Origin of the sequence: Actinomadura vinacea (assembly GCF_039532545.1) — a bacterium.
GTDB classification, from domain to species: domain Bacteria; phylum Actinomycetota; class Actinomycetes; order Streptosporangiales; family Streptosporangiaceae; genus Spirillospora; species Spirillospora vinacea.
Map to the genome: position 1 here is coordinate 116,871 of NZ_BAAARW010000012.1, position 23,167 is coordinate 140,037.

General features: G+C 72.2%; 17 protein-coding genes. 15 read left to right on the plus strand and 2 right to left on the minus strand.

Features of this window, described 5'->3' with window-relative positions:
- Nucleotides 1-25 precede the first annotated feature (25 nt).
- Nucleotides 26-586 carry a hypothetical protein gene (locus tag ABD340_RS15850; protein ID WP_344589725.1) on the plus strand — a complete coding sequence of 187 codons (561 nt, stop codon included), beginning with the start codon at nucleotides 26-28 and terminating at the stop codon, nucleotides 584-586.
- Between the two features lie 35 nt (nucleotides 587-621).
- Here ABD340_RS15850 and glgP read toward each other — a convergent pair whose 3' ends face one another.
- A complete protein-coding gene (gene glgP, locus ABD340_RS15855; protein WP_344589726.1) occupies nucleotides 622-3,306 on the minus strand; it encodes an alpha-glucan family phosphorylase in 2,685 nt (894 codons plus the stop codon).
- Between the two features lie 352 nt (nucleotides 3,307-3,658).
- Between glgP and ABD340_RS15860 the strand changes: the two genes are divergently transcribed.
- From ABD340_RS15860 to ABD340_RS15905, 10 genes are all read left to right on the plus strand, one after another.
- Nucleotides 3,659-5,845: an alpha-1,4-glucan--maltose-1-phosphate maltosyltransferase gene (locus ABD340_RS15860; protein ID WP_344589727.1), complete on the plus strand. Its 2,187-nt coding sequence runs from the start codon at nucleotides 3,659-3,661 to the stop codon at nucleotides 5,843-5,845.
- A 50-nt stretch (nucleotides 5,846-5,895) separates the two neighbouring features.
- Nucleotides 5,896-7,698 (plus strand): maltose alpha-D-glucosyltransferase, encoded by a 1,803-nt coding sequence (treS, locus tag ABD340_RS15865; protein WP_344590691.1) that lies wholly within the window; start codon nucleotides 5,896-5,898, stop codon nucleotides 7,696-7,698.
- Between the two features lie 7 nt (nucleotides 7,699-7,705).
- Entirely contained in the window at nucleotides 7,706-9,208 is a 1,503-nt protein-coding gene (locus tag ABD340_RS15870; RefSeq protein ID WP_344589728.1) for a maltokinase N-terminal cap-like domain-containing protein, read from the plus strand.
- A 537-nt stretch (nucleotides 9,209-9,745) separates the two neighbouring features.
- On the plus strand, nucleotides 9,746-10,591 hold the full coding sequence (locus ABD340_RS15875; RefSeq protein ID WP_344589729.1) for a glycosyltransferase family 2 protein: 846 nt from the start codon (nucleotides 9,746-9,748) through the stop codon (nucleotides 10,589-10,591).
- A 16-nt stretch (nucleotides 10,592-10,607) separates the two neighbouring features.
- Entirely contained in the window at nucleotides 10,608-11,678 is a 1,071-nt protein-coding gene (locus ABD340_RS15880; protein ID WP_344589730.1) for a GNAT family N-acetyltransferase, read from the plus strand.
- Nucleotides 11,675-12,697: a glycosyltransferase family 2 protein gene (locus ABD340_RS15885; protein ID WP_344589731.1), complete on the plus strand. Its 1,023-nt coding sequence runs from the start codon at nucleotides 11,675-11,677 to the stop codon at nucleotides 12,695-12,697. The genes ABD340_RS15880 and ABD340_RS15885 overlap by 4 nt, the downstream gene beginning before the upstream one ends.
- The gene (locus ABD340_RS15890; protein WP_344589732.1) at nucleotides 12,694-13,515 is read left to right on the plus strand and encodes a polysaccharide deacetylase family protein; all 822 of its coding nucleotides are present in this window, start codon (nucleotides 12,694-12,696) and stop codon (nucleotides 13,513-13,515) included. The genes ABD340_RS15885 and ABD340_RS15890 overlap by 4 nt, the downstream gene beginning before the upstream one ends.
- Nucleotides 13,508-14,839, plus strand: a complete 1,332-nt coding sequence (locus ABD340_RS15895) for a lipopolysaccharide biosynthesis protein (protein ID WP_344589733.1) — start codon at nucleotides 13,508-13,510, stop codon at nucleotides 14,837-14,839. The genes ABD340_RS15890 and ABD340_RS15895 overlap by 8 nt, the downstream gene beginning before the upstream one ends.
- Nucleotides 14,836-17,028 carry a hypothetical protein gene (locus ABD340_RS15900; RefSeq protein ID WP_344589734.1) on the plus strand — a complete coding sequence of 731 codons (2,193 nt, stop codon included), beginning with the start codon at nucleotides 14,836-14,838 and terminating at the stop codon, nucleotides 17,026-17,028. The genes ABD340_RS15895 and ABD340_RS15900 overlap by 4 nt, the downstream gene beginning before the upstream one ends.
- Nucleotides 17,025-17,381, plus strand: coding sequence for a hypothetical protein (locus ABD340_RS15905; protein ID WP_344589735.1), 357 nt, complete (start codon nucleotides 17,025-17,027; stop codon nucleotides 17,379-17,381). Before ABD340_RS15900 ends, ABD340_RS15905 begins: the two co-directional genes overlap by 4 nt.
- Before the next feature lie 176 nt (nucleotides 17,382-17,557).
- Here ABD340_RS15905 and ABD340_RS15910 read toward each other — a convergent pair whose 3' ends face one another.
- Nucleotides 17,558-18,322: a GntR family transcriptional regulator gene (locus ABD340_RS15910; protein ID WP_344589736.1), complete on the minus strand. Its 765-nt coding sequence runs from the start codon at nucleotides 18,320-18,322 to the stop codon at nucleotides 17,558-17,560.
- 192 nt (nucleotides 18,323-18,514) lie between these two features.
- On the opposite strand from ABD340_RS15910, the gene ABD340_RS15915 reads away from it, so the two are divergent.
- The 4 genes from ABD340_RS15915 (at nucleotide 18,515) to ABD340_RS15930 (ending at nucleotide 23,145) form a co-directional block, all read left to right on the plus strand.
- Nucleotides 18,515-18,742 (plus strand): hypothetical protein, encoded by a 228-nt coding sequence (locus ABD340_RS15915; protein ID WP_344589737.1) that lies wholly within the window; start codon nucleotides 18,515-18,517, stop codon nucleotides 18,740-18,742.
- 496 nt (nucleotides 18,743-19,238) lie between these two features.
- A complete protein-coding gene (locus ABD340_RS15920; RefSeq protein ID WP_344589738.1) occupies nucleotides 19,239-20,654 on the plus strand; it encodes a xylan 1,4-beta-xylosidase in 1,416 nt (471 codons plus the stop codon).
- 97 nt (nucleotides 20,655-20,751) lie between these two features.
- Nucleotides 20,752-22,044, plus strand: a complete 1,293-nt coding sequence (locus ABD340_RS15925; RefSeq protein WP_344589739.1) for a cytochrome P450 — start codon at nucleotides 20,752-20,754, stop codon at nucleotides 22,042-22,044.
- Between the two features lie 6 nt (nucleotides 22,045-22,050).
- On the plus strand, nucleotides 22,051-23,145 hold the full coding sequence (locus ABD340_RS15930) for a GNAT family N-acetyltransferase (RefSeq protein ID WP_344589740.1): 1,095 nt from the start codon (nucleotides 22,051-22,053) through the stop codon (nucleotides 23,143-23,145).
- Nucleotides 23,146-23,167 lie beyond the last annotated feature (22 nt).

Consider the following 23,167-nt stretch of genomic DNA (forward strand, 5'->3'; position numbering starts at 1 on the left):
ACTCGCTACCAAGGAGGATCGCAGGATGGAACCCCGCAACGAGCGCGAGGCCAAGCTGCTGGAGGCCGTCCAGCGCCCGGGGGGCCGGTTCGCCGACCGGCGCGGGCGGCGGCTGATGGTCGGGGCGGGCGCCGCCTGCCTGGCACTGCTGTGGGCCGCCGCGGCGGTGTCGTGGGTGCTGGCGCCCAGCGACACCGCGATGATCGTGACCTTCGTGCTGACGCCGATCTCCGTCCTGGCCGGGCTGTCCGTGCGGCACACGCTGGTCATCGGCACCCGGGGCACCGTGGGGCTGCCGGTGCACCTGCTGGACGAACGCCAGCGGGAGGACCGGCTGCGCGCACAGGCCGTCGCGCAGCATGCCACGCTGCTGCTGCTCGCGCTGACCTGCTTCGTCTTCCTGCAGGCGCTGCCCAAGTCACCCGAGGGCGATCACGTGCCGAGCGCGGCGGTCGCGGTGCTCTTCGTGGCGCTGCTGGCCACGGTCTGGGCACTGCCGCTGCTGATCGCGGCATGGCGGCAGACCGACCCGCCCGCCGGCGACGAGGACGACGAGGACCTCGACGTCCCGGCCCGCACCGCGTGAGCACGCCCCGCTGAGCCCGGCCTGATCGGCCCGGCCTACCGGAGGTCGCCGTTGGTCATGCCGGGCGGCTCGGGCGGCAGCGCGATCAGGCCCATCTCGGCCCGGCCGGACAGCAGCGGGTGCCGCGGCACCACGCGCACGCTGTACCCGAACGCGCCGCTGCGGGCGAGCGGCACCTCCCCGACGTAGCGCAGCCCGCCGCCGTCGACCGGCTCGGCACCCGTCAGTTCCAGGGAGGACGGCCCGATCAGCGCGTCGGCCTCGTCCACCCGCCCGTACACCGCCTCCACGGCGATATCGGACGGATCGAGCCCGCCCGGGTCGACCACCACCCGGATCGACAACCGGGCCCCGACGTGCGGGCTGTCCTCCCCGCTGGACTCGACGTGCTCCACCGCCACCCCCGGCCACGCCTTGACGACCCGCTGCTTCCACGCGGCGAGGACGCGGGCGCCCGCGTACCCGTCGGCGGCCATCGCCCGCGCCGACCGCGCCGCCGGGACGTAGTAGCCCTCGACGTAATCGCGGAGCATGCGGGTGGCCAGCACCTTGGGCCCGAGGGTGGCGATGGTGTGCTTGACCATCTCCAGCCAGCGGCGCGGCAACCCGGCCGAGTCGCGGTCGTAGAACGCCACCGAGACGTGGTCCTCGATGAGCTCGTACAGCGCGGTCGCCTCCAGCGCGTCGCGCTGGTCGGGGCCCGCCAGGCCGTCGGCGGACGGGATCGCCCAGCCGTTCCGGCCGTCGTACCACTCGTCCCACCAGCCGTCCCGGATGGACAGGTTGAGCGCGCCGTTCAGCGCGGCCTTCATCCCGGACGTGCCGCACGCCTCCAGCGGCCGCAGCGGGTTGTTCATCCACACGTCGCAGCCCTGGACGAGCGCGCGGCCCAGCGCCATGTCGTAGTCGGGCAGGAACACGATGCGGTGCCGGACGTCCTCGGCGTCGGCGAACCGGACGATCTCCTGGATCAGCCGCTTGCCGCCCTCGTCGGCCGGGTGCGCCTTGCCCGCGATGACGATCTGCACCGGGCGGACGGGGTCGAGCAGCAGCTCGCGCAGCCGCTCGGGGTCGCGCAGCATCAGTGTGAGCCGCTTGTAGGACGGCACCCGCCGCGCGAACCCGATGGTGAGCACGTCGGGGTCGAGGGCGTCGTCGATCCAGGCGGTCTCGGCCTCGCCGGCGCCGCGCTGCCGCCACGACTCGCGCAGCCGGCGCCGGGCGTCGTGCACGAGCCGCTCGCGCAGCACCCGGCGGACCCGCCAGATCTCCCCGGCCGGGACGCCGCGGACGCCGTCCCAGCCGCGGCCGCTCTCGACGAGGGCGGGCACCTCGCGCGCGGCCAGGTCGAGGATCTCGCGGGCGACCCAGGTGCCGGCGTGCACGCCGTTGGTGATGGACCCGACCGGGACCTCGGAGGTGTCGAAGCCCGGCCAGAGCCCGCCGAACATCTCCTGGCTCACCCAGCCGTGCAGCTTGCTGACCCCGTTGACGCGCTGGGCGAGCCGCATGCCCATGACCGCCATGTTGAACACCGCGCGGTCGCCGCCCGGGTAGCTCTCGGCGCCCAGCTCCAGCACCCGGTCGACCGGAACGCCGGTGGTCTCGTTCGCGCCGCCGAAGTAGCGCCGGACCAGCTCGCGCGGGAACCGGTCGATGCCGGCGGGCACCGGCGTGTGCGTGGTGAACACGGTGCCGGCCCGGACCGCCTCCAGGGCCTCGTCGAAGGTGAGCCCGGCCCCGGAGACCAGCTCGCGGATGCGTTCCAGGCCCAGGAACCCGGCGTGGCCCTCGTTGGTGTGGAACACCTCGGGGGCGGGATGGCCGGTGGTCTCGCAGTACGCGCGGATGGCGCGGACGCCGCCGATGCCCAGCAGCATCTCCTGGAGCAGCCGGTGGTCGCCGCCGCCGCCGTAGAGCCGGTCGGTGATGTCGCGGGCGGCCTGGTCGTTCTCCTCGACGTCGGAGTCCAGGAGCAGCTGCGGAACCCGTCCGATCTGCGCCACCCAAACCTGGGCGTGCAGGTCCTGCCCCGGCGTCTCTGTTTCACCCCCATGGCTACGCCCCACCGCCCCCGAGGGGAGCCCGATGGTGACGCGGACGGGTGCGCCGGTGCCGTCCCGCAGCAGCCGCAGCGGCAGCCCGTTGGGGTCGAGCGCCGGGTAGTGCTCCAGCTGCCAGCCGTCCGGCGACAGCGACTGGGAGAAGTAGCCGTGCCGGTAGAGCAGCCCGACGGCGATGATCGGCACGCCCAGGTCGCTGGCGGTCTTCAGGTGGTCGCCGGCCAGGATGCCCAGGCCGCCGGAGTACTGCGGCAGGGCCGCGGTGATCCCGTACTCGGGTGAGAAGTAGGCGATGGCCCGCGGCGGCGCGTCCTCCGCCGCGCCGCCCGCCCCGGAGCCGCCCTCCTGTGCCTCGGCGGCCAGGCGCTGGTACCAGCGCGGCGCGGTCAGGTACTCGTCGAGCTCGTCGGCGGCGTCCTGCAGGCGCCGCAGGAACCGGCGGTCCTCGGACAGCGCCGCCAGCCGTTCCGCCGAGACCTCGCCCAGCAGCCGCACCGGGTCGTGCCCGACGGCCTCCCACAGGGTCGGGTCGACCGACCGGAACAGGTCGAGCGTCTCGTGGTGCCACGACCAGCGCAGGTTGTGGATCAGGTCCTCCAGCCCGCGCAGTGGCTCGGGCAGGACGGTGCGCACGGTGAATCGTCTAATGGCCTTCACGTACCGTCACGCTAGACAAGATTCACCGGTGATCGCGAGCCGCACGAGAAGACGGTCACCCCACGGTCCGGTTTTCGTCAAGAACGCGACGGCGGAGCAACCCCAGCGCCGCCTCGAGACCACCGGGACTGAACCGCGACGCCCTCCAGGGTCCGGGAACGGCTGGCCGGAGGCGGTCATCGCCTCGTCCCCGGCTCCGCCGCGGCGCCGAGCCGGCATCCGGCGGGAACGCCAGGGCGGGTGCGCCGAGCACCCGGCCAATTACACAAAGTTATCGAAAGCTACGGGACGGTAAGGGCGGAATCGCGGGCATGGGACGTTTTGGAATCCACCAACGGGTAGGGGATGGCGCATGGAGGCACGGTCCGGAACTCCCGCGACGACCTCCGCGCGAACGGCCGCGAGCACGCGCAGGCCCGCGGGATCGTCCGCGGACCGGGCCGGAACGGATCGGGCTTCAGCGGCGCAGCCGCCCGAGCCGAAGCTGGGCCGCATCCCCATCCTCGACGTCGAGCCGCAGGTGGGCTGCGGGCGCTGGCCGGCGAAGGCCGTGGTGGACGAGACGATCGAGATCTCCGCGACCGTGTTCCGGGAGGGGCACGAGACGCTCGGCGCCGAGGTGGTGCTGCGCGCCCCCGACGGCACGACGCGCCCGCCCGTCCGGATGGCCGAGGCCGTCCCCGGGCTCGACCGGCTGACCGCGCCCGCGACCCCGACCGGGACCGGGCTGTGGCACTTCCGGGTGGAGGCGTGGGGCGACCCGATCGCGCACTGGCGGCACGACGCCGAGATCAAGGTGCCGCGCGGCCAGGACGTCGAGCTGATGCTCACCGAGGGGGCGCTGCTGTTCGAGCGCGCCGCCGAGGGGCTGCCCGCCGTCCACCGCCAGACGTTCGTGCGGCTGGCCGAGCTGCTGGCCGACCGGACCTGCTCGCCCGACGAGCGCATGGACGCGGCCCGCCACCCCGACGTGCTCGACCTCGAACGGCGCTATCCGCTGCGCGACCTGCTCACCACGAGCGACTGGCTGCCCTTGGTCGTGCATCGCGAGCGCGCGCTGACCGGGGCGTGGTACGAGTTCTTCCCGCGTTCGGAGGGCGCCTCGTACGACCCGATGGGCCGCCGCGGGCCGATGTCGGGCACCTTCCGCACCGCCATGAAGCGGCTCCCCGCCATCGCCGGGATGGGCTTCGACGTCGTCTACCTGCCGCCGGTCCACCCGATCGGCGGCACCTTCCGCAAGGGTCCCAACAACACGCTGGAGGCCGGGCCGTACGATCCCGGCTCGCCGTGGGCGATCGGCTCCGCGGAGGGCGGGCACGACGCGGTCCACCCGGACCTGGGCACGCTCGACGACTTCGACGCGTTCGTGTCGTCCGCCCGCGACCTCGGCCTAGAGGTCGCGCTCGACCTGGCCCTGCAGTGCTCGCCCGACCATCCGTGGGTCGCCGAGCATCCCGAGTGGTTCACCACGCGCGCGGACGGGACGATCGCCTACGCCGAGAACCCGCCCAAGAAGTACCAGGACATCTACCCCCTCAACTTCGACAACGATCCGGAGGGGATCTACCGCGAGGTGCTGCGGGTGGTGCGGCACTGGATGGACCACGGGGTGCGGATCTTCCGGGTGGACAACCCGCACACCAAGCCCGTCCCGTTCTGGGAGCGGCTGCTGGCCGAGGTCGCCGGCACCGATCCCGACGTGCTGTTCCTGGCCGAGGCGTTCACCCGGCCGGCCATGATGCACACCCTCGGCAAGATCGGGTTCCACCAGTCCTACACCTACTTCACCTGGAAGAACTCGCGCGAGGAGCTGGAGGACTACTTCCGGGAGCTCGCGGGCGACGCGGCCACGTACATGCGGCCGAACGTCTTCGTCAACACCCCCGACATCCTCAACGAGTACCTGGTGCACGGGGGGCGCGCCGCCTTCGAGATCAGGGCGGTGCTGGCCGCGCTGCTCTCCCCCACCTGGGGCGTCTACTCCGGCTACGAACTGATCGAGAACGTCCCGGTGCGGCCCGGCAGCGAGGAGTACCGGGATTCGGAGAAGTACCAGTACAGACCGCGGGACTGGGAGGGGGCCGAGCGGGAGGGGCGCAGCATCGCGCCGCTGCTCACCCGGCTGAACGACCTGCGGCGGGCGCATCCGGCGCTGCACTGGCTGCGCGGCCTCCGGTTCCACCATCCCGACCAGCCCGAACTGATCGCGTTCTCGAAGACGCACGGCGCCGGGAACGACGCGGCCGGAGGCGCCGCGGGCACAGCCGTGCACGCCCTGGGGGGCGCGGGGGAGGCGAACTCCCTCAGCGGGTTCGACGACGTGGTGCTGGCCGTCGTCAACCTCAATCCCCATCAGGTCCGCGAGGCCACCGTCCATCTGGACCTGCCCGCGCTCGGGCTGCCGGAGGAGGCGTCGTTCGACGTCGTCGACGAGCTGTCCGGCGAGACCTACCGCTGGGGGCGGTCCAACTACGTGCGCCTCGATCCGCATGTCCGGCCGGCCCACATCCTCACGCTGCGGAGAGACGAGAGTTGAGTGAGACGACCAATCCCCCGCCGCCAGGGACGGTGCCCGTCGATGAGCCGATCGTCGAGGTCCCGCCCGAAGCCCTCGGCAACACGCCGTTCGAGCCCGTTCCGGACGCCTTCGACCCCGAGACCCCCCGCGATCCGCACTGGTTCAAGACGGCCGTGTTCTACGAGGTGTCGGTGCGCGGTTTCGCCGACTCCAACGGGGACGGGTACGGCGACCTGCGCGGCCTGATCGAGCGGCTGGACCATCTGCAGTGGCTGGGCGTCGACTGCCTGTGGCTGCTGCCGCTCTACCGGTCGCCGCTGAAGGACGGCGGTTACGACATCGCCGACTACACCAAGATCCTGCCCGAGTTCGGGGAGCTCGGCGACTTCGTGGAGCTGATCGAGGAGGCGCATGCCCGGGGCATCCGGGTGATCGCCGACCTGGTCATGAATCACACCAGCGACCAGCATCCTTGGTTTCAAGCGTCCAAGAACGATCCAGACGGCCCGTTCGGCGACTTCTACGTGTGGTCGGAGACGGATGACGGGTATTCCGACGTCCGGATCATCTTTGTCGACACCGAGACCTCCAACTGGACCTACGACCCGGTGCGCGGCCAGTACTACTGGCACCGGTTCTTCTCCCACCAGCCCGACCTGAACTTCGACAACCCGGCCGTCCAGGAGGCGATGCTGGAGGTGCTGCGGTTCTGGCTCGACCTCGGCATCGACGGGTTCCGGCTGGACGCGGTGCCCTACCTGTACGAGCGGGAGGGCACCAACTGCGAGAACCTCCCCGAGACGCACGCCTACCTCAAGAAGGTCCGGGCCGAGGTGGACCGCCTCTACCCCGACCGCGTGCTGCTGGCCGAGGCGAACCAGTGGCCGGCGGACGTGGTCGAGTACTTCGGCGACCCGGGCGTCGGCGGCGACGAGTGCCACATGGCGTTCCACTTCCCGGTGATGCCGCGGATCTTCATGGCGGTACGGCGCGAGCAGCGCTACCCCATCTCGGAGATCATGACGCAGACCCCGAAGATCCCGGAGGGCTGCCAGTGGGGCATCTTCCTGCGCAACCATGACGAGCTGACGCTGGAGATGGTCACCGACGAAGAGCGCGACTACATGTACGCCGAGTACGCCAAGGATCCCCGGATGAAGGCCAACATCGGGATCCGGCGGCGGCTGGCGCCGCTGCTCGAGAACGACCGCAACCAGCTGGAGCTGTTCACCGCGCTGCTGCTGTCGCTGCCCGGCTCGCCCGTCCTGTACTACGGCGACGAGATCGGCATGGGCGACAACATCTGGCTGGGCGACCGGGACGCGGTGCGGACCCCGATGCAGTGGACCCCGGACCGCAACGCCGGGTTCTCCCAGTGCGACCCGGCCCGGCTCTACCTGCCGGTGATCATGGACCCGATCTACGGCTACCAGGCCGTCAACGTCGAGGCGCAGCGCAACAATCCGGGGTCGCTGCTGCACTGGACCCGGAAGATGATCGAGATCCGGCAGCGGCATCCGGTGTTCGGGGTGGGGTCGTACGTGGAGCTGACCGCGTCCAATCCGAGCGTGCTGGCCTTCGTCCGGGAGATCGGCGAGGGCGAGGCCAACCACTGGGGCGGCATGGACACCGTTCTGTGCGTCAACAACCTGTCCCGTTTCCCGCAGCCGGTGGAGCTGGATCTGCGCAGGTTCCAGGGATCGGCGCCGATCGAGTGCATGGGCGGGGTGCGGTTCCCGGCGATCGGCGAGCTGCCGTACCTGCTGACCCTGCCGGGCCACGGCTTCTACTGGTTCCTGCTTCCGCCGCCGCCCGAACCGCCCGATCCCGCGGGCCCGCCCGTCCCCATCGGGGACCAGGTGATGAGGTGATGACGTCATGCGGCCGCTGGACCGTGCCCTGACCGGAGCGCTCGCCGACTGGCTGCCGCGGCAGCGGTGGTTCGGCGGCAAGGACCGGCCGATCGGCGAGGTGACGATCGGCTCGGACACCGAGCTTATCGGAGCCGACACCGAGCTGATCGGAGCCGGCACCGAGCCGCCGGTGCCTCTGGAAGGCGCGCCGACGCTGCGGCACCTGGTGGTGGACGTCCGGCAGGGCGACGACGTGGACCGGTACCAGCTGCTGATCGGGTCCCGCGAGACCTTGCCGGAGCGGCTGCGTCCCGGCGAGATCGTCCGGACGCCGGACGGCGCGCACCTGTACGACGCCGTCCACGACCCCGACCTGACCCGGGTGCTGCTGGACGGCGTCGCCCGCGAGGCCGGGGTGGGGCCGCTGCGGTTCCGCCGGGCGCCCGGGGCGGAGATCGAGACCGGGCTGAGGGCGCTGCCCGGCGCGGCGGAGCAGAGCAACACCTCGCTGGTCTTCGGGGACGCCTACATCTGCAAGCTGTTCCGCCGGCTGTCCCCGGGGGTGAACCCCGACCTGGAGGTGAACCTGGCGCTGACCCGGGCGGGCTGCGAGCACATCGCCGGGGTGCGCGGCTGGATCGAGCTGGAGCCGGGCGAGGGCGGCGAGCCGGTCACGCTGGCGCTGCTGTCGGAGTACCTGCGGACGGCGACCGACGGCTGGCAGCTGGCGGTCACCAGCGTGCGCGACTGGCTGGCGTATCCGGGCCCGGACGGCCACGGCCGCCTTCCCAGCGGCGGCGGGGCCTGGGAGCCGGAGGAGCCGGCCGCGCTGGACGCGGGCGCGGCGGGCGGCGATTTCGCGGCGGAGGCCGAGCGGCTGGGCGCGGCGACCGCGGCGGTGCACCGCGACCTGGCGACGGCGTTCGGGGTGACGCCGGCGCGGGCGGCGGAGGTGCGCGCGATGGCCCGCGGCATGCACCGCCAGCTCGACGAGGTGAGCGCCGCGGTGCCCGAGCTGGCCGGGCACGCGGACGCGATCGGCCGCGCGTTCGACGAGCTGGGCGAGCACGCCGTCGACATCCCGTTGCAGCGGGTGCACGGCGACTACCACCTCGGGCAGGTGATGCGCAGCGACACCGGCTGGGTGCTGCTGGACTTCGAGGGCGAGCCCGCCCGCCCGCCCGGGGAGCGCCGCGCGATGGCGCACCCGCTGCGGGACGTGGCCGGGATGCTGCGCTCCTTCGAGTACGCGGCGCGCTTCCTGCCGGCCGGTGACAGCACCCTGTCCGCGGAGGCCGCGCACGGCCTGGAGCTGCGCGCACGGGCGTGGGCGGAGCGCAACCGGGAGGCGTTCTGCCGCGGCTACGCCGAGGCCGGCGGGGCCGATCCGGCGGCGCACGAGGTGCTGATCCGCGCGCTGGAGCTGGACAAGGCCGTCTACGAGATCAGGTACGAGGCGCGGAACCGGCCGTCGTGGCTTCCGGTGCCGCTGCGGTCGCTGGAGCATTTCTCCGCCGGCGCGCGCTGACCGCCGACCGGCCCGCGGGCGATTTCCCAATAATCCTCAGGACCGTTCCAATGCGGCATTGCGTTATCCTCCGCGGTCGGCAATACCATCCCGAGACGCACCAGGCGTCCCCCTTTCACCGCACCGAAGATCGCTTAGTGCACGGATAAGGAGACGCGCCCGGGCAAGGGCTACGGATGTTCCGGGGAACGCCCCGGAAACGCCATTCGACGATCTTTCACTTTCTCGATCATGGACCCCTTGATCAGCGGCGACACCCCTACCCCGGCTGCTTCGCGCGGGATCCGGCGCGGGACGGGCCCTGACCGGAAGCGGCCAGGGAGTTTCGATAACCAATTGTGCTTTTGCGGCGTCCGGGGGCGTTCCAATACGTGACGATGCCCTTACCTGCGGGAGCGGTACCAGGTGCGTAGGGCCGCCTGCGCAACTTATGGGAGTGCTTCGCGAGTTCCTCCAAACATGATGGGCGCACCCGACATCTAAACCGGGCAAGACGCCGACACAACGGGGAATCCCATGCAAACTCCTGAGTCTTCCGTGCGCGACTCCTTCGCGCACGCCGAGGGCGCGCCGGGGGCGGCCCCCCTACCGCACCGGCTCACGCAGCACCCCGCACCCCGCTGGCCGACCGTCACGGCGGTCATCCCCACCCTGAACGAGGCCGACAACCTGCGATGGCTCATGCCGCGGCTCACCGCGGTGGACGAGATCGTGATCGTCGACGGGCAGTCCACCGACGGGACCGTCGAGTACGTGCTGTCGGTCCGCCCGGACGCCCGGATCATCATCGAGCCGCCCACGGGGAAGGGCAGCGCGATGCGGACGGGGATGGCCGCGGCCACCTCGGAGATGATCATCATGCTGGACGCCGACGGCAGCATGGACCCCGTCGAGTTCGACGCGTTCCTGGCACTGCTGTGCCGCGGCTACGACTTCGTCAAGGGCACCCGGTACGGCTGCGGGGGCGGCTCGGACGACCTGACCGGCCTGCGCCGGCTGGGCAACTCGGCGCTGACCGCGCTCGCCAACCGGCTCTACCGGCAGCGCTGGTCGGACCTGTGCTACGGCTACGTGGCCATGCGGCGGAACGCGGTCGAGCGGCTGCGGCTGGAGTCCACCGGCTTCGAGATCGAGACCGAGATGTGCGTGAACGCGGTCCGGGCCGGGCTGCGGATCGCCGAGGTCGCCAGCCACGAGACCGAGCGCCGGTACGGGGACTCCAACCTCAACACCTGGCGGGACGGCTGGCGGGTGCTCAGGACCATGGTCCGGCTGCGCTTCCGCGGCGCGCTGGCGCCGCTGCCGGGCGGCGCCGCGCCGCCGCCCGCGCCGATCGCGCTCGAACTGCCCGCCGCGGCCCTCAGCCGCACCGGCACGGAGTGACCGGGACCGCCCTGCCGTGAAGATCACCGTTGTCCGCCCGCGCGATCTCGGCACGACCGAGATCGGGCGATGGCGCGAGCTGCAGCTGACCGACCCCGAGCTGGGCAGCCCCTTCCTGGCGCCCGAGTTCACCCTCGGGGTCGGCCGTTTCCGGAACGCCGCCAGGGTCGCGGTCGTCGAGGACGGAACGCGGACCGTCGCGTTCTTCCCGCACGAGCGCGGCCCTGCCGGCATCGGCCACCCGATCGGGTTCGGCCTGACCGACCTGCAAGGAATCGTCGCCGCACCCGGACTGGACCTGGACGCCCGCGCCCTGCTCCGGGCCTGCGGGCTGGGCGTCTGGGACTTCGACCACCTGCTGGCGCACCAGGCCGCGTTCGCGCCGTACCACGCGGCGCGGCGAGTGGAGCCGGTGATGGACCTGGGCGGGGGGTTCGCCGCGTTCGAGGAGGAGATGCGGCGGGCGGCGCCCAAGACCCACAAGACGATCCGCTACAAGGAGCGCAAGCTCGGCCGCGACGTCGGCGAGGTGCGGTACGAGTTCGCCTCCGCCGACACCGCCGACCTGCGCCGGCTGATGAAGTGGAAGTCGGCCCAGTACACCCGGACGGGCCGCACCGACCGGTTCGCGCGGCCGTGGATCGTCCGCCTGGTGCGGTACTTCCACGAGACCGGCTTCGGCGTGCTCAGCGTGCTGTGGGCCGGGGACGAGCCGGTCTCGGCGCACTTCGGGCTGCGGCACGGCACGGTGATGGCGGGCTGGTTCCCCGCCTACGACGTCCGCTTCGGCAAGTACTCGCCCGGCATGATCGGCCATCTGCGGCTGGCCCGGGGCTGCGCGGACGCCGGGATCACCGAGATCGCGCTGGGCCGCGGCGGCAAGGAGTTCAAGGAGGGCTTCAAGAGCCGCGAGATCCCCATCGCCGAGGGCCGGGTGGCGCGCCGCACCCCCGGCGCGGGCCTGCACTGGGTGCGCGCCACGCCGCTCAACAGGGCGCGCGGCGCCGTCCTGGACAACCCCGCCCTGTACAAGCACGCCGACCGCGCACTGAAGACCTACGCGAAGCTGAGGGGGCGGACGCGATGACCGGCTTCCGCTTCTCCGTCGTCATCTGCGCCTTCACCGAGCGGCGCTGGGACGACGTGCACGCCGCCGTCGCCTCGGTGCGGGCGCAGCGGCACGCGCCCGAGGAGATCATCCTGGTCGTCGACCACAACCCGGGCCTGCACGCCCGCCTCAAGGAGTCCCTCCCGGACGTCACCGTGCTGGAGAACCGCGAGGCCCGCGGACTGTCGGGCGGCAAGAACACCGGCGTCGAGGCCGCCCGCGGCGACGCGGTCGCCTTCCTCGACGACGACGCCGTGGCGGCGCCGGACTGGCTGGCCGCGTTCGCCGGGCGCTACGCCGACCCGCGGGTCGCGGGCGCCGGCGGGCTGACGCTGCCGATGTGGCCGGGGTCGACGCCGTCCGCCGAACTGGCGGCCTACCCGATGCCCGCCTCCGGGCCCGCGTCCACGGGACGGCGCCCGCGCTGGTTCCCCGAGGAGTTCGACTGGACGGTCGGCTGCACGTACCGCGGCCTGGCCCCCGGGCCGGTGCGGAACCTGATGGGCGGCAACGCCTCGTTCCGCCGCGAGGTGTTCCCGATCGCCGGCGGCTTCGACAGCGGCATCGGGCGCAGCTTCCACAGCGTTGATTCCAGCCCCCTGAAGGGGGCCCACCCCCGACCTCGGCCACTGGGCTGCGAGGAGACCGAGTTCTGCATCCGCCTCCGGCAGCGCAGCCCCGATTCCGAGCTGGTGTACGACGACCGGGCCGTGATCTGGCACCGCGTCCCGGCCGAGCGCGCCCGCTTCGCCTACTTCCGCGAACGCTGCTACGCCGAGGGCCTGTCCAAGGCGCTGGTCACGCGCAGCGTCGGCAGCCGGGACGGGCTGGCCAGCGAGCGCGCCCACGCGCTGAAGACGCTGCCGCTCGGCGCGCTGCACGGCGTCGGCGACGCCTTCCGCGGCGACCCGTCCGGCCTCGGCCGCGCCGCCGCCATCTCGGTCGGCCTGGCGTGCACGGCCTGGGGCTACGCGGTCGGCGCCCGCGGGGCGTCATGACCGTGCTTCCGACCGTTCCTGTCCTGATGTACCACTCGATCGCCGACAGCCCGCCGCGGGGAACGGCCGGGCTGGCGGTGACCCCCGGCGCGTTCGCCGAGCAGATGGCGCTGCTGGCGGACGAGGGTTTCACGCCCGTCCCGTTCTCGGCGCTGGCGCGCGGCGGGCTCCCGGCCCGGCGGCCGATCGTGATCACCTTCGACGACGGCTACGCCGACTTCCACGCGGCGGCGCTGCCCGTCCTGGCTCGGCACGGCTTCGCGGCGACCGTGTTCGTCACCACCGGCTGGCTGGCCGATGCCGGTCGGCACGCGGCCGGACGGCCCCTCGACGCGATGATGGCGTGGTCCCAGGTGCGCGAGTGCGCGTCGTCCGGCGTCGAGATCGGCGCGCACAGCCACGGCCATCCCCAGCTCGACCAGCTGCCCGGCGCCGCGCTGGACGACGAGCTCGCGCGCAGCCGGGGGCTGCTGGAGGACCGGCTCGGCGCGCCGGTCACCACGATGGCCTATCCGTACGGCTACTCCAGCGCCCGGGTACGGCGTGCCGTCCGCGCCGCGGGGTATGACAGCGCCTGCGCGGTGGCCAACCGCCTCTCCCCCGTCCCATCCCAGGCCGGCGGCCCTCCGCGCGGGTACGACGCGCTGGCGATCCCCCGGCTGACCGTGCGCGCATCGACCACGCTCGCCACGTTCGCCCGGGTCGCCGACGGGAGGCGGATCCCCCTGATCTTCTTCAGCGATCGCGTGCTCACCAAGGGCTACGCCGCCGTCCGGCGGACCCGCTACGCGCTGCGGAGGGTGACCCGCCGTGTCTGAAGCCTCCGCCCCCCGGGAGGTGCTCGCGCCGGACGCCCCCGGCTGGCTGCGCCGCGAACTGTCCAACCCGCTGTTCCGCAACGCCTACGCGCTGGTCGCCAACGGCGGGCTCACCGGGCTGCTGGGCCTGGCGTACTGGGCGCTGGGCGCCAAGCTGTACTCGCCCGACGACATGGGCCGCAACTGGGCCGTGATTCAGGCGATCATGTTCGTGGGCAGCGTGACCATGCTCAACTTCCTGCTCATCCGGTTCGTGCCGCAGACCGCCCGGCACACCCGCGCGCTGGTGCTGGCCTGCTACGCCGCCGGCGCGGTCGCGGCGGCCGTGCTCGCGCTCGGCTTCCTGCTCACGCTGGACCTGTGGGGCGAGTCGTTCAGCCATCTGCGGAACTGGAAGATGGCGCTGTGGTTCCTGGCCATGGCGGTGGCGTGGAACCTGTGGAACCAGCAGGAGGGCGTGTTCACCGGGCTGCGGCACGCCGGCTGGGTCCCGGTCGTCAACGTGCTCTTCGGCGTGGCGAAGCTGGCGCTGCTGGTCGCGCTGTTCCGGGCGTTCCCCGACGACGGGGTGACGCTGTCGTGGTTCGTGCCGGCGATGGTGATGCTGGTGCCGGTCAGCCTGTTCATCTTCGGCCGGATGCTCCCCGAGCACCGGCGGCGCAACTTCGGCCGCGGCGCCCGTCCCACCCACCGCGACATCGCCCGGTACGCCGGCGGCGCCTACCTGGGCGGCGCGTTCCAGTACGCCTCGATCAGCCTGATCCCGGTGGTCGTGGCGGCGCACCTCAGCTCGTCCACCAACGCCTACTTCCAGATGGCCTGGGCGCTGGGCATGATGCTCGACCTGCTCGCCCTCACCCTGTCGATGTCGCTCACCGTCGAGGGGGCGTTCGACCACGGGCGGCTCGCCGAGTCGGCGCGGGCGGCGCTGCGCCGCACGCTGACGCTGATGACGCCGGTGATGGTGCTGGTCGCGATCGCGGCACCGATCGGGCTGCGGTTCTTCGGGCACGAGTACGCCGAGCGGGGCGGGCCGCTGCTGCAGGTGCTGGCGCTGGCCGTGCTGCCCAAGGCGCTCATCGAGCTCTACATCGGGGTGCTGCGGGTGCAGAACCGCACCCGGCTGATCGCGGCGCTGCAGGCGGCCCGGCTCGCCGGCGTGCTGGCCCTGGTCCCGGTGGTGGTCGATCCGGACCTGCTGGCCACCATCGGCCTGGTGATCGTCGGCGTGAACACCATCGTCGCGGCCCTTGTGCTGCCCGGGCTGCTGAACGTCACCCGGGCGACGCCTTCCACGGCCCCCGGAGGGCGGGATATCCCTTGAGCGTGATGGTACGCGCGGCCCGCCGGCCCGAGGGAGAGGTCCCGGCGGCGCCCCCGGCGCCCCCGCGCACCTCCCTTCCGGTGCTGGCCGGTCTGGTCGCGGCCCTGCTGGCCGGCGTCGCGCTCTTCTGGGCGCCGCTGCGCGGCGTCGACCTGGAGGCGCTCAGCGGGTACGGGCTGATCGGCGTCCTCCCGCCGGCGACGCTCGCCGGGGCGGCCGTGCTCGTGCTGACCTTCATGGTGACGCTGGCGCTGCCGCGGCCGTACCGGCTGCTGCTCGCGGTGCAGATCGGCGTGCTGATCGTCTCGCTGCACGGGGTCACGCTGGCGCTGGAACCGATCGCCCGCTTCCCGACCGCCTGGCAGACCGCCGGGTTCATCGAGTACATCACCCGCAACGAGACCGTCAGCTGGGACCTGGACGCGCGTTTCTCCACCCCCGGCTTCTTCGCGTTCGTCGCCTTCGCCATGAAGGCGGTCGGGCAGAACGACATCGAGCCGATCCTGCGCTGGGCGCCCACGGTCACCAACCTGATGTACCTGGTCCCGTACGTGCTGATCCTGCGGGTGCTGCGGGCGACCTGGCGGGCCAAGTGGCTGGCCGCCTGGCTGTTCATCGCCGCCAACTGGGTCGGGCAGGACTACCTGTCCCCGCAGGCGTTCGCCTACCTGCTCTACCTGTACTTCGTCGCGATCCTGGTCAACTGGTTCCGGCACCACGACGAGACCACCCAGCGGGCGGGACGGCGCCGTACCGCCGCCACCCGCGAGCGCACCGGCGGGGTCTGGCGGTTGTACAACTGGCTGTTCGGCCCGAAGGACCCCGGCGAGCTGCCCGCGCCCAAGGTCCCGGTGCGGGAGCGGTCGATCCTGCTGTTCCTGCTGTTCTTCCTGCTGCTGGCCGGGACGGCCGCGCACCAGCTCACCCCGTTCCTGATGACGGCCGCGTGCGCCGGGCTGGTGCTGGTGCGCCGCTGCAACCTGCGCGGCCTGCCGTTCATCGCCGGGGTCGTGTACGCGGCGTGGGTCAGCTTCATGACGGTCGGCTACTGGTCCGGCCGCAAGGGCGAGATCTTCGGCGGGCTCGGCAAGGTGTTCACCAACGTCCAGCAGAGCACCGGCGGCCGGATCGGCGACCAGGCGGGCGAGACGCAGGACATCCAGATGCTGCGGATCCTCATCGCCGTGACCGTCATGGCGCTGGCGCTGGTGGGGCTGCTGCGGCGCCGCGCCCGCGGGATCGACGACCGGGTCGCGCTGGTGCTGATGCTGGTGCCGTTCTCCTCGTTCGGGCTGCAGAACTACGGCGGCGAGATCGCGCTGCGGATCTACTTCTTCATGCTGCCCGCGGCCTGCCTGCTGATCGCCTACCTGTTCTTCCCGGCGCCGTTCGACGCCCCGGCGGTACGGGACCCGAAGGTGCGGCTCCGGCTCGGCCGGCTGCGCACCGGCCCGCGGCGGCACTGGCCGGCGGTGGCGGCCGCCTCGGTCTTCGCGCTGCTGCTCACCGGCGGCTTCCTGGCGGTCCGGTACGGCAACGAGCGCTACGAGCAGGTCCGGCCGAGCGATGTGACCGCGTTCGACGTCATGCTGCGCGAGCACGACGGCGCGATCGGCGTGGTGTGGCTGAGCGCGGAGAACCCCGACCTGGCCGGCGGGACGCCCGTGATGCCGTGGTCGTACCGGAGCTGGGAGCGGTTCACCTACTCGCCCGTCATCGCCGACCGGAACGACCCGACCGACGTGTCGCAGATCATCCAGCGGCTCGGGGAGCAGGGGCCGGGCGGGTTCTTCGTCACCACCCGGAGCCACGAGGACTTCCAGGTGCTCAGCGCGGGCCTGGCACCCGAGTACGGGGCCCGGATGCGGCGCGCGCTGGCGTCACATCCGGCGCTCCGCACGGTCTACGCCGACCGCGACGCGGCCGTGTTCCGGCTGCGGAACCCTCCCCCGGAGCCGGTCGCGCAGGTGCCGCCTCCGGCCGGGATCGGGCTGCGGTCCTCGCCGTGGACCCCGGCCGGGCTGATCTACCTGCCCGTCCTGCTGGGCGTGCTGCTGACCCGGGAGCTGCGCCGGCTGCGGGTGCCGCCGGGCGAGCTGAACCGGCTGCGGCCGCTGACCGTCCTGGCGATCCCGCTGTTCGTCAGCGTGCTCGCGGTGATCGTGGAGAGGTTCGTGATCATCCAGTGAGGGCCCTGCTGGTGGTGTCGCTGTTCGCCGTGCCGGGCGCGGCGTTCTGGACGCTGGTGCGCGGGCTCGACCCGCTCGGCCGGCTGGTGGCCGCCGCCGCCGCGAGCATCGTGACGGTGGCGGCGACGGCCCAGCTCATGCTGATGGCCGGCGTCTGGTCCCCGGGCGGCGGGCTGGTCGCGGTGCTGGTCCTCGGCACGGTCGCGGCGGCGCCGGCCCTGCTGCGCCGCCCCCGCCCGCGCCCCGCCCCGCCCTCGTCCCCTGCGGCCCCCGCCCCACCTGACCCCACCGCGACCCGCCACGACTTGCCCGCCACCGACGAGGACGAGGACGCCTGGCTCTACCAGGAATGACCCCACCCAGCCCGCCCACGGCAACCCCGCTTTTTTCACTGTCCGGCCCGGAGCGGAGCGCTAGCGGAGTGGAGAGGACGGGCAGGCGGAGGGAAGCGGGTCCGTAGCGGAGCGCTAGCGGAGCGGAGGAGGCGTTTTCCTCCGTCCCGGGGGGTGTGGGGGGTCGTCCCCCACAATTACAGGTCGATCGCGAAATCCAGGATGACGCGGTCGGCCGGGATGACGATCTCGCGGCACACCTCCAGGATGCGGGGGCCCGACAGCAGCCGGCGGGTGATGGTGAGCACCGGCACCCCGCCGCCCATCCGGAGCGTCTCGGCCTCCTCCGGGGTCGGCATCCGGGACGTCACCGACTCCTCCACCCGTGTCGGCGGATGGCCGAGGAAGCTCAGCTGGGCCAGGGTGCCGCCGGGCCAGGGTTCGTTGGCCGGGTCGGCCACGGGCGTGTCGCCGACCACGTCCCACGGCAGGTAGTTCACCGAGATCTGCTGCGGCTCGCCCCGGGCGTAGAACACGAACCGGCGGCGCAGCAGCTCGGTGCCCGCCGCCACCTCGAACAGCTCGGCGAGCCCGGCGTCGGCGCGGGTGCGGGAGAACTCCCGGTCCAGCCGGTACTCGTTCCAGGAGATCCGCTGGTCGTGGGTGAAGGTGGTCGCGGGGACGGCCATCGGCGCGGTCACGACGCGGTAGCGGTCCATCGCGACCCGCCGCACCGGGGGTGCCACCTTCACGATCGTCCCGCCGCCGCGGCGGGTCTCCACCAGTCCCTCGCCGCGCAGCAGGGCGATCGCCTGGCGCACGACGATCTCCGAGACCCCGTGCTCTGCGCGCAGCTCCGACATCGTCGGCAGCCGCGCGCCCTGGGGGTAGCGGCCCTCCCTGATCTGGTCCCGCAAGTGCTCGGCAATACGGAGGTAGGCCGGACGGTCCGGCACCGGCATCACCTTCTCTCGTCCCCCGGCCCACCGTTCCCCGGATCGATGAGCCGTTCGATCCCGGGCCGTCGCTCCCGCCCTGCATCATTCCCTTCGCTAACCCGAGGGGGACGGTCCGCTTACGGATAGCTTGACACCTCTTTGACCGAGTAAGACTTTTGTATACAGAAGAACCGCCTCGGGGAAAGGACGACCTTGATGGGCGACTTCGAGGATCTGAAGACGGCCATCGAAAGCGAGCACCCGGGGTGGCTGGTGTGGCGCAGCGACGCCGGCCGCTGGTACGCCACGCGCGGCGGCGACCTCACCGACGCGCAGTTGCAGGCGGGGTACGCGATGACGGTCGCGGCCGACGACGCCGCCGGGCTGCGCGAGCTTCTGCTGGAACAGACGCGCCGCGAGGACTGTACGGACGGGGAGCGGTGAGGGCGCTCCCCGGTCCGGGCGGCGCCGGCGCCGCTTCGGGCGGGCGGCGGCGCCGGAGCGGAGGAGGCCGCACGGCCCGGTCCGCGCACGGGGGCGGACCGGGCCCGGGCGGCGCGCGACGCAAGATACCTGTGGCGCTGAGGTGACACAGGAGTGGAGACTTGGTCGGCGTGGTCGATGGCACCACGGAGGCCGGCGGAACGTGGCCGCACGGGCGGCACTCGGCGCGACCCCTCCGTCAGGAAACGTGCCGTCCGTGCGGTCGCGACCGATACCGCGACGAAACAGGACCATTTCGATCATCGGTTTTCGCGAGGACTTCTCACCCCGTTGCGGGTTGCCTCGCGAGCCGTTCGGATGTAGGGCGGAAAAGAAGTAAGGCAGGTGTCACGGAAAGGTCGACCCGGCGGCCGAACTTCCCTCTCGCCCGCGGCGTTCTAAGGAATGTGCCGGATGAGTCCCCGGCGCCTTTGCCCGCTCCTTTCAGGAGGGCCCCTTGGACGTGCAGTCAAGGACCCGCGATACATCCCGCTCCGCGCTGTTCCGCACCCGCCAGGGCCGGCACGGCCGCCCGCCCCGCCAGCGCCTTTTCCTGGTCGCGCTCGTGGGCGCGCTGGCGGGCGTGCTGACGTCCGCGATCGTCCTGGGGGTGAGCGGCCGGCGGCCCGGGAGCGGTGCGGGCACGGTGGACTCCCCGGCCGGGACCGCGGCCCGGGTCGGCGCCGGAGCCCCGGAGGGCTGGCCCTCGTGGGGCTTCACCCACACGCAGAACTCCGTCGACGTGCGGCAGGGCCCGCAGCGGGCCCTCGCCGACCTCTCCGGCGGCCCGGTCGTCCAGGTCACGCCGATCATGGGCTGGGGCGTGGACAACCCGCAGCCGCGGCCGGGCGAGTACAACTGGGCCTCGCTCGACCGCCGGATGGAGACCATCCGGGCCACCAAGGGCACCCCGGTCGTCACGCTGTGCTGCGCCCCCGACTGGATGAAGGGCGGCCCCGCCGGCGAGACCGACTGGAGCAGGCTCGAACTGGCCGTCGAGCCCGAGTTCTTCGACGCGTTCGCGGAGATGTCGGCAGCGGTCGCCAAGCGCTATCCGCAGGTGAAGTACTACACCGTATGGAACGAGTTCAAGGGTTTCTGGTATCCGCCCGGGAACCGCTGGGATTATGAGGGCTACACCCGGCTCTACAACAAGGTCTACACCGCCTTGAAGAAGGTCGACAAGGACATCCGGGTCGGCGGCCCGTACATGGTGATGAACAGCAACGCGCCCGGCCGCCAGTACGGTCCGCCATCGGAGCTGAAAGGCTCGTGGGGCAGCATGGACCAGCGCAACCTGGACGCCGTCAAGTACTGGGCGAAGCATAAGAAGGGCGCCGATTTCATCGCGATCGACGGGCACAGCCAGCCCGTCCAGCGCGAGGTCAAACTTAACGATTTCCAGGCATTGACGAAGTTCTCGGACGTGACCCGGTGGCTGCGCGGGCTCGACAAGGACCTGCCCGTCTGGTGGGCGGAATGGTACGTCGAGCCCGTCCCGTCCGACTGGACGAACGAGCGCCGCGCCGCCGTGCACACGGCCGCGATGATCGAGTTCGTGCGCGGCGGGGCGGCCAGTGCTTTCTACTGGAGCCCGCAGACCACCATGTCGGGTGACTGTGCCGGTTGCCTGTGGTCGGGGTCGGCCGCGGGCGGCGCCACCCCGACGCTGGCCATGCTGCAGAACTTCGCCCGCTGGTTCCCGCCCGGCACGGAACTGGAGGACGTGAAGGCGTCCGATCCGGCGGTGCGGGTGCTCGCGCAGAAGGAGCGGATGGTCGTGGTGAACGGCGCGGCGAAGGCCGCCCGGCCGGAGATCGACGGTGAGCCGCTGAAGCTGGGCCCCTACGAGGTGAAGTGGGTTGCGAGATGACCGAAGAGGCACAGCGATGACCGAAGAGGCACAGCGATGACCGAAGAGGCACAGCGATGACCGAAGAGGGCACAGCGGTGAACTCAGGGGCACGGCGATGACCGAAGAGAGGGCGGCGGTGACGGCGGCGGGGGTCGCGGACTTCGACCTGGTGGGGATGGCGTTCTGGGACAGGCCGCCGCAGGAGCGGCTGGCCGACTTCGCCCGGCTGCGCGAGTTGGGGCGGCCCGTGTACTTCGCCGAGCCGCGGGTGCCGTTCGTCCGGTCGGGCAAGGGCTTCCACGCGTTGGTGCGGCACGCGGACGTGGTGGAGGCCAGTCGCAACGCGAAGGTTTTCAGCAGCGAGCCGGCGGCGACGTCGCCGGAGCCGCCGTCGTGGCTGTCGGCGCTGTTCGGCACGCCGATGGTCAACATGGACGATCCGGCGCACGCCCGGCTGCGCCGGATCGTGTTCCGCGCGTTCACCCCGAAGATGCTGGCCCGGATCGAGGAGGACGTGCGGGCCACCGCGGCCCGGATCGTCGATGACGTGCTCGCGGTGGGCCCGCGCGACTTCGTGGAGCAGGTCGCGGCCCGGCTGCCGATCAACGTGATCTGCGCGATGATGGGCATTCCGGAGCGGGCCCGCCCGTACGTGCTGAGCCGGATCGACGCGATGACCGAGTATTCGGGGGTGCGCGGCTCGCTGGCCAGTCCCCGCACGCTGCGGTTGCTGTACGGCAACCTCAGGGCGATCGTCGACCTGCACCGGCTGGTGGCGCGGCTGGGCCGGGCGCGCCGCGCGAATCCGGCCGGCGATCTGGTGTCGGCGCTGGTGAACGCCAATCCCGACGGGGAGCGGCTGTCGGTGCGGGAGCTGGGGTCGTTCTTCGATCTGCTGCTGGTGGCCGGCAACGAGACCACCCGCAACGCGCTGGCGCACGGCCTCAAGCTGCTCACCGACCACCCCGCGCAGCGCGAGCTGCTGATCGGCGACGAACTGGCCGGCTACGACGAGCGGATCGGCGGGGCGATCGAGGAGATCGTCCGGTACACCTCGCCGATCATCCAGTTCCGCCGGACGCTCACGCAGGACCACGAGCTGGGCGGGCATCCGTTCCAGGCCGGGGACAAGGTGGTGCTGTTCTACCCGGCGGCCAACCGCGACCCGGATGTGTTCGCCGATCCCGACGCCTTCGACATCACCCGCTCGCCCAATCCGCACGTCGGGTTCGGCGGGCCGGGCCCGCACCTGTGCCTGGGCGCGAACCTGGCCCGGATGGAACTGAAGATCATGTTCCGGGAGCTGTACGGGCGGCTGCCCGGGCTGCGGGCCGACGGTGAGCCCGAGTACCTGCGTTCCAGCTTCGACAACGGCATCACCAGGCTTCCGTTCACGTTCGCGAGGTGACCTCCCATGCACGTCGCCGTGGTGCGTCCCGGCGAGCTCGGCGCGGCCGAGCTGGCGTCCTGGCGCAAGATGCAGGACGCGCTGCCCCATCTGGCCAACCCGTTCATGTCGGCGGGGTACGCGATCGCGGTCGACCGGGTGGTCCCAGGGGCGCGGGTCGCCGTGCTGAGCGAGCGGGCGGGCGGCGACATCGTCGGGTTCCTGCCGTACGAGCTGCACGGCCGGGGCGGCGCCGCCGGGGCGATCGGCGGGTGGCTGTCGCTGGGCCAGGGACTGGTGCACGCGGCGGGGCTGGAGCTGGACGCGCGCGAGCTGCTGCGCTCGTGCGGGCTCTCGGCCTTCGCGTTCGGGACGCTGGTGCCCGACCAGCCGTGGTTCGCGCCGTTCGCCACCAAACGGCTGGACTCGGCGGTCATGGACCTGGGCGGCGGCTTCGACGCCTTCACCGAGTCGCTGCGCGCCAAGGGCTCGAAGGTGGTGAAGCAGACCCGCTACAAGGAGCGCAAGATGGGCCGCCAGGCGGGCGAGGTGTCGTTCGCGTTCGACGTGCGCGATGACGCGTCGCTGGCGCTCGTCCAGTCGTGGAAGTCCGCCCAGTACCGCGCGATGGGCCGTACCGACCGGTTCGCGCGGCCGTGGGTGGTGGAGCTGGTCGAGCGGCTGCACCACACCCATGACGACGGGTTCGCCGGGGTGCTGTCGATGCTGTACGCCGGCGGCGAGCCGGTCGCGGGGCATTTCGGGCTGCGCAGCGGCCACACGCTGGTGACCTGGTTCCCGGTGTACGATCCGGAGTTCGCCAAGTTCTCCCCTGGGCTCGTCCTGCACCTGCACATGGCGGAGGAGGCGGCGGCCCTGGGCGTCCAGCACATCGACATGGGCCCGGCCGTCGGGTGGCGCTACAAGCAGGAGTTGCAGAACCACTCCATCACCGTGGCGGAGGGCGTGGTGCGGCGGCGTTCGCCGGGCGGCGCGGCGCACTGGCTCAGGCACGCCCCGATCGCTCGCGGCCGCGATCTCGTCCTCGGCAACCGGACGCTGTACGGGATGGCCGACCGGGCCATGCGCGGCTATGGCCGGTGGCGGTCGAAGGCCCGATGAGAAGGCGCGTTCGACCGCTGTG